The organism is bacterium (assembly GCA_021158245.1).
Taxonomy (GTDB): domain Bacteria; phylum Zhuqueibacterota; class QNDG01; order QNDG01; family QNDG01; genus QNDG01.
This window is the reverse complement of sequence record JAGGVB010000222.1, coordinates 1-8,020: the sequence shown is the minus strand read 5'-3', so window position 1 is coordinate 8,020 and position 8,020 is coordinate 1. Positions and strand designations below refer to the sequence as shown.

Sequence of the window (8,020 nt, the reverse complement as noted above, 5' to 3'; positions counted from 1 at the left end):
TTACCGTCTCCTTTTTCCCCCTTATTTTCTTTTTCTTTTTATCGCCGTCACCGTAATAATAGTAGTGATAATAGTAATAATAAGAACCGTACATTCTGTCTACATCAATACCATTAACAAGAACTCCGAAGAATGTGGCATTAACATTACCGAGAAGAATCTCAGCTCTTGACAAGGCATCATTCTTTGTAGTCCCTGATTTAACAACCAGGATTACTCCGTCAAGCCTTGCGGAAAGCACAGCAGCATCTGTAACTGCAATTACAGGCGGGCTGTCATATATCACCATATCATACTCTTTTGATACCTTTTTGATAAAATCTCCCATAACTTCAGAACCAAGCAGTTCAGAAGGATTCGGAGGAATTACTCCAGCGGTTAAAAGCCATAAATTTTCAACTTCAGTATCCCTTACAGCATTCTTTAATTCAATTTTACCGTACAGCACATTTGTAAAACCTTCACCTCTCTCCACTCCGAAAATACCATGCTGTACTGGCCTTCGCAGGTCAGTATCAACAATAAGGGTTTTTGCCCCCATCTGTGCAAAAGCAATTGCAAGATTCGCAGCTGTTGTTGATTTTCCTTCTCCCGGGCCTGCGCTGGTAATTACAACACCCTTAACAGGTTTATCAACCTGAATATACTGTACATTAGTACGGAATGTACGATATGCTTCTGAAACAGGCGATTTAGGCTCAAAATGTGTTATAAGCCTGGATTTTATCTGTTTTGCTTCTCCGTTGCTGCCGTTTACTACCGAATGCTGAAGATTTTTCGGAGATATAAGGGGAACCGAGCCCAGTACTGTTATGCCTCTTTTTTCAACTTCTTCAACTGTCTTTAATGAAGTATCAATATATTCCATAGTAAAAACAATGCCGAGGCCAAGCCCAAGGCCGAGGAAAAAACCGAGGATCAGATTCATCTTCTTTTTAGGCTTAATAGGATTTTCCGGCGGAGATGCTTTGTCAACAATACGTATGGAACCTATCTGCCCCGCTTCTGCAATACGGTTTTCTTCATACTTTGTACGGAGCATCATAAATATACTGTTGTTTACAGTAGCTTCTCTTTTAAGCCTTGCAAGCTTCAGGCTCTTTTCAGGCAGTTTGTTAAGCCGTTTATTATACCGCGCAACAATTGATTTAAGTTCACGGGTTCTCGCTTTAATTGCAGTATTTTCTGTCTCAATTGTCAGGATTGTAGTAACCAGGTTTTCCGATATTGCCATGGGATTAAGGGTACCCATTCCAGATTCTATTATCTTCTTTTTCTCTTCTACAATCTTTTTCTGGATTCCACTAAGCCTGTCCTCTCTTTCTTTCAGTTTATTCTGATTGTCTTTATCAGCAAAAAGGTTTGAACTCTCAAGCTGCTGCCTGTAAGCTGCAATATCAGCAATAAGCTGTGCCATCTGTTTCTGCAGTTCTTCAATTACAGGGCTGGAAAGATTTGTTGAAAGAAAATTCTTTTTGCTTTCTCCAAGCTGCTCTTTCAGATTGGCAAGCCTCTTTTCATTAGCCTGAAGGTCTGTTTGCGCACTTCTGTACAGGCTTTCAAAATCCGCAAGATTCTTAATAAGCTGCTCGGTTTCTGCATCAAGAGCTGTGACTCCTTCTTTTTCTTTATATGTTTTTAAAGCTTCTTCAGAATGTGCAAGCTCTTTCTGCACTGTCTCGAGCTGCTCCTGTAGAAACTGCCGAACACCGCTTACTTCACTCCTGCTTTCGCTTATGTCAAGGTCCCTGAAAGCCTGCATCCATGTGTTGGCAATGAGGCTTGCCTCAAAAGGCCTGCCCGCTACCGCCTTTAACTCTATTATATCAGTATCTCTTTTGGGCACAACCGTAATAACACTCTCTCTGAAATTTTTAACCAGATTGTTAAGGCTGGCCTTGTCAGATTCACCCTTTTTGCCAAGAACAGAAGCAATAATACCCTTTATCGAAAAGCCCTTTCTCTCTGGCCCCGCTCCTATTACACCGAGAGAATCAGCAAAAACAGATTCCTGAAGCCTTTTTATCACCATCTCGGCAAGAGTCCTGCTCTTCAATATCTCAACCTGATTGTTTATCATTGTCTCTTTTTTCATAAAACTGCCGACATCAAATATCTGCTGCTGCATACTGCCCTCTTCTTTTATGAGTACCGTTGCAGAAGCCTCATACACGGGCTGGGCAGTAAATGTAAAATAGATTGTTGAAATCATTACAGCAAGGAATGCAGCAATAATAATCCATCTTCCTCTGTAGATAATCGCTATATAATCCTGTAATGATACCTGCTGTTCTTCCTGATAACTCTCCAAGGGACTTACTCCTTTTAAGTTTATTAAATTTATAAATAACGGATTTCAAGGGATAAACTAAATAATCTTATTAAAACTGCAATTTCCATACCACAACTACCAGCAAAGGCACATATCAACATAACTATATATTATTTATGAGTTTATACAAACAATCCCAATTCTATTCTTCTCAAAGGCGGCAAAAAACTGTCTCATTTTTGCTACAATATGTGCACTATTTCTTACATGCTGCGCAAATCTATTAATTCAGCCCCGTCCGGTATTTTAAAATAGAATTCATTCTTTGAAACCGCAATACCCGTCTTAATCTTTTTTATCAGAAAAATAGTAATATTCCCGCTCAGGTCCCTTTGTTCTATCTTTCCGGGCATAAATGTATGCTTGTCAATCCAGACTCTGACTTTTGGAAAAAGTTTGTCACCTTTTTCATCTGTAAACTTCAAAATCCAGCATTCTGTTCCGGACAAAGATTCGCTGCCGTCAGAAAATACACGATAATCTTCAGTGTACTCAAGAAAAATTTTCCTCGGTAAAAGTGTATTATCATTTTTTTTAAGTTTATCAATCACAACTCTGTTTGAAGGTTTACTGAAAGTCCATAAAGTGCTGCCGTTAGAAACAATAATCTGATCGTCTGTGGAAACCCTAAATTTATTCTGCCCCTGCATAATAAGATTACCGTTTGTAGTGTGCTCCTCGCCTGTAAGTTTCCATTGGTATATTTCTTCAAAATCGATGCTCATTGCTCCTGATTTATTAAAATTAGCCTCAACCTTTTTAACAATCTGTTCCGGTGTTTCATCTGCAGAGCAGATTGAGTAAACAAAAAAGAAAACAATAAAAATAATGAAGGCCTTTTTCATGACTCCGAATCTCCCTTTATTTGAAAATTATTCTGCTCAAGTAATCCCAGAGTCTCTTCATCAATCAAAACTTCCCTTGCTTTGCTGCCGTCATAAGGCCCTACAATTCCTACATCTTCAAGCTCGTCAATCAGCCTCCCTGCACGTGCATAACCTATGCGGAGCCTTCTCTGAAGTAAAGATGCTGACCCCTGCTGATGCCTTACAACTAATTTTGCAGCTTCTCTGAAAAGTTCGTCTCTCTCATGCCTCCCGGATGTTGCACCTCTTCCTGAATGTGCCGCTTCTGCGGAAAGCTTAAACTCCTTTCCCAAAGGCTGCTGCATAATATGATTTACTACTGCACGCACTTCGTTTGCAGAAATAAATGCACCGTGGACACGTATAGGCTCAGGCTCTCTCGAATTAAGAAAAAGCATATCTCCTCTGCCAAGCAGTTTTTCAGCTCCGTTTCTGTCAAGAATTGTCCGTGAATCTGTTTTTGAAGTTACTGCAAATGCAATCCTCGACGGGAAATTAGCCTTAATAACGCCTGTGATAACATCCACAGAAGGGCGCTGAGTTGCAAGAATCAAATGTATGCCCACAGCTCTTGCCATTTGAGCAAGACGCGCAATAGGCTCTTCAATATCCCTTGCTGCTGTAATCATAAGGTCTGCAAGTTCGTCAACTATAACAATGATAAACGGCAGTTTATCAACAGAAGAGCCGTCCTCCTTTAAAACTCTGCCCTGTTCTGCGGCAATGTTAAAATCATTTATATTTCTGACTCCTGCTTTTGCAAGCAGCCTGTATCTTTTCTCCATCTCTTTTTCAAGGCTCTTGAGTACTGCCACAGAATTGCCCGGAGTTGTGATAACATCTTCATGCAGATCATCAAGAGTCATAAGGTGATGGCGCTTCAGCTTTTTGTAGAAAGACAGCTCAAGTTTTTTCGGGTCAATCAGTATAAGTTTAACATCTTCCGGAGTAGCTCTGTATAAAAGGCTTACTATGATTGTATTAAGGCATACCGATTTCCCGGATCCTGTTGATCCTGCGACCAGCAAGTGGGGCATATCAGACAGATCAGCTACAAATGGCTTGCCTTCAATTGTCTTTCCAAGAGCAATAGTGAGTTTTGACCTGCTGTGCTTAAACTCTTTTGACCCGATTATTGACCTTAAATCAACAATTGCAGATTTGTCATTAGGCACTTCAATTCCAACAGCAGCTTTACCCGGAATAGGAGCAACAACACGTACATGCTTTGCCTTGAGGTACAGAGCAAGATCATCCTGGCATCCGATAAATTTGCTTATTTTTACGCCAGGAGCGGGAGCTACTTCAAAACGCGTTATAACAGGCCCGGGGCGCACGCCTACAACAGAACCTCTGACGTCAAACTCCCCCAGCTTTTCCTCTATAAACTTTGCCTTTTCAATAAGAAGCTCTTTGTTGATTTCAATATGATTTTCCTGTGAATATGTTAAAAGTTCCAGAGAAGGGAACTGATAAGTACCTCCCTGCTTTGGGCCTAGTGTCTGCTGCTCTTTTTCAGCGGGAACAATACTGCTTTCCCTTGCAGGTGATTCATACCGCATCCCTGATGAAACCTCAGGAGGCCTCCTCTCCGGTTTGTCAATCACAGGGGGCCTTCTATTGATCTCAGGAGATTTTTCCGCTGCTTCTTCCCTCTTTTCAGGCTGATCTATTGTAATCCGTCTTTTTTGTGCGGAAGGTTTCCTTTTCTTCCTCAGGTCATTTATCAGGCTTTCAAGCTCCTGCCTGAATCCGAGCACTGCCTCCCTCATGCTCCATGAAGTAGCTGTTACAAGAAACAGAACCATAAATGTTATAAGCACGACTATACTGCCTGCAATCCCGAGATACTTGCTCAAATAATCTGCAATAAATGCCCCGAGAAGCCCGCTCAACTTGAACCCGTAACTTGTGCTTGAATCAGATACAGCCTCCGGCATCGCCAAAGCTGTTGATAAAAACAGCCCGAGGGAAAGCATGTAAAGGGATATTCTCAGGAACGGTTTATAAGCTTTTTGCAGGAAAACATTCCATCCGAATAAAAACAATAAAAACGGGAATATAAGACACGAGTAACCTATAGTATAAACGTATAGATAGTGGCTGAGCCACGAGCCTGCAAGCCCCAGCCAGTTTTTAATTGCAGACGGGTTCCCGCTGTTGGGAAAGTCATCAGGATTATATGATACCAGCCCAAGAAAGATAAGCAGGGCAAGTGCCATAATCAGAATACCCAGGACTTCCTGTCTTGTATCATCCTTTTTCGATTTTCGTGCCATAAATTTTACCTGTTTTATGATAAAACAAGTTTACCGCTCATCATCACCGGTACGGTATTAACAGTATTCAGATTGGAAGCAAAAGCAATATCTTTTTCAAAACCAATGCTCTTTAAATATCTTCCGTGAAATCCTGTTTTTAATGCTGACAGGATATCATCCCTGTAATTATTATAAATATATCCGGCTGCTGACAAGCTGTCCGAATCAGCAAGTTCCATTCTGTCTGATAAACCTGCAACCTTATTAATCAACATTCCGGCGCACAGACAATCTTCCAAAGAAAATCTTGAATTATTACCTGCACACGCAACAACCGCGTCATTTCCCCATAAAAGAAGCTGCTCTGCAACTGCATCCATATTTAAAAAAGAACATACAGCAACATTTGCCGCACTTTCTGCAAATCTGAAAAGCTGAGTACCGTTTGTAGTCGTAAAAAACAGCATCTTATCCGACACTATTTCCCTTTTATACTCAAAAGGAGAATTTCCGAGGTCAAACCCCGGCAGCTTCTCTCCCCGCCTTTCTCCGCAGAGCAGATAACTGCTTCTCTGCATCTTCGAGGACTCTGATACTGCTTGTTCCGGCTCGGCAAAAGGGATTATCTCTCCTGCTCCGTTATTAAGTGCAGTAACCATTGTGGTGGATGCCCGTAAAACATCCACAACCACAACTGCACTATTTCGGAGCCTGATACTTTCCAGCTCTGCCGGAACTAAAGCGACATCTATTTTCATCAATACTGCCGTATAATCCTGTTTTCAGATTAAATAAAATTCTCCATCTTTTCTCTCGATGTGCCCGGAACAAGAGGTGTTTCTTTTACAGTACCTGATAACGGCGGCTGATTTTCATCCCGTTTAAACTCAAGCTTAGTTTCCGGTTCCATGGCTTTATTAACAAGAATAAAACCTATGGGCTTATTATCAAGAGTGGGGGAGATAACTCCGCTAAGTACTGTTCCTGCTTCCTCTTCATTGTGATAGACTTTATATCCGGGCATTGCTTTACGCCTCCCGTCAAGCACAAAACCGTATACATGAGAATAATCGCCTCTCTCTTTTGCCTCAAGTATAGCGTCTCTGCCAATGAAATCATGGTCAAAGTTCAGAGTAAACTCCCATGGATGCCCGATTGCAACTCTATCGGGATGCAGTTCATGCCCATGCAGGGGAAGGCCCGACTCTGTCCTTAAAGTATCTCTCGCCCCAAGGCCGCACGGCAGAATCCCGAACTCTTTGCCTTCTTCAAGAAGCAGATTCCACAGAGGGATTGCATTTTTAATATCAGTATACAGCTCAAATCCTATTTCACCGGTATATCCTGTTCTTGAAACAAGAACTTTCATCCCGTTAATATCCATATCCTGCGCAAACCTGAAGAATTTTAAGCCGCTGATCACATCTTTATCAGTCAGCTTTGCAAGTAATTTTGGCGCATCAGGGCCCTGTACATCTATTTTTGCAGTATCATCACTTATATTTTTTAAATTGACATCTGAAGGCACATTCTTCTTAAGCCACTCAAAATCGCCTTCTATTGTACCTGCATTTACCACAAGCATCCATTTATCTTCCCTGAATCTGTATATTATACAGTCATCAATAACTCCGCCTTTTTCATTCAGTAAAAAATTGTACATAGCGCGGCCGTCTTTAAGTTTCCGGACTTTGTTGCTCAGCATTTTGATTACAAAATCGTTTGAACCCGGCCCTGTAATCTCAAATTCGCCCATATGGCAGATATCAAAAAGGCCTACGGCTTTTCTTGTTGTATGATGCTCAATTGACTGGCCTGTATGGTACCACAATGGCATTATCCAGCCGGCAAAATCACTCATCTTGCCTCCGAGACGGAGGTGTTCATCATAAAGTACGGTTTTTTTAGATTCCACTGTTTCCTCTCTTTCCAAATAAAATTGAACCTTTTCCGCCTTCACCTTCTCAAACATGCTATTTTCTGCAACACACTCATCCCCGCCCTTTTCCACACCGCTTCTGATTTATTTTTCGTTCTTAAAGGATGGAAGGGAACCCATGAAAATCAGGGTTTTCTGATATTTTTGTATGTAAGTAATTTATTGAAAATTATTATATTTGTCAATATATATCTTGCTGTATTCAGGCACTCCCCGATTATTTATTTGAACCCGCTTGTTCCCAAACTCCTGTTTAGGAACACAAACTATTTGCATGGATACCCGCTTTCACGGTCACGACAGAATTGATTTTTTTTGCCGGCATCTGAAAATTTCCGCCACAACATTCCACCGGGATGTCATTCCCTCATGTTTTTAGAGGGAATCCAGGGGCGGAGGGGTTAACCACAAAATTATATCTCGCAACGAGCGCAGCGACCGCAAAGAAAAAACAAGGATAAAACAAAAAATTGGTATAGAGGTATAAAGGTATATGGCAGAAATATTTTGCCGGCATCTGAAAATTTCCGCCACAACATTCCACCGGGATGTCATTCCCTCATGTTTTTAGAGGGAATCCAGGGGCGGAGGGGTTAACCACAAAATTATATCTCGCAACGAG

General features: G+C 41.3%; 5 protein-coding genes. All 5 read right to left on the bottom strand.

What is annotated here, in order from left to right; translation table 11 throughout:
• Window positions 1–2,311, bottom strand: a 2,311-nt coding sequence (locus tag J7K93_13840) for a polysaccharide biosynthesis tyrosine autokinase (GenBank protein ID MCD6118083.1), incomplete at its 3' end; no start/stop codon positions are given.
• A 224-nt stretch (window positions 2,312–2,535) separates the two neighbouring features.
• Window positions 2,536–3,177: an outer membrane lipoprotein carrier protein LolA gene (locus J7K93_13835; GenBank protein MCD6118082.1), complete on the bottom strand. Its 642-nt coding sequence runs from the start codon at window positions 3,175–3,177 to the stop codon at window positions 2,536–2,538.
• Window positions 3,174–5,477 (bottom strand): DNA translocase FtsK, encoded by a 2,304-nt coding sequence (locus tag J7K93_13830; GenBank protein ID MCD6118081.1) that lies wholly within the window; start codon window positions 5,475–5,477, stop codon window positions 3,174–3,176. Before J7K93_13830 ends, J7K93_13835 begins: the two co-directional genes overlap by 4 nt.
• Window positions 5,478–5,491: 14 nt before the next feature.
• Window positions 5,492–6,217, bottom strand: coding sequence for a 2-phosphosulfolactate phosphatase (locus J7K93_13825; GenBank protein MCD6118080.1), 726 nt, complete (start codon window positions 6,215–6,217; stop codon window positions 5,492–5,494).
• 29 nt (window positions 6,218–6,246) lie between these two features.
• On the bottom strand, window positions 6,247–7,470 hold the full coding sequence (gene gcvT / locus J7K93_13820; GenBank protein MCD6118079.1) for a glycine cleavage system aminomethyltransferase GcvT: 1,224 nt from the start codon (window positions 7,468–7,470) through the stop codon (window positions 6,247–6,249).
• Window positions 7,471–8,020: the final 550 nt, after the last annotated feature.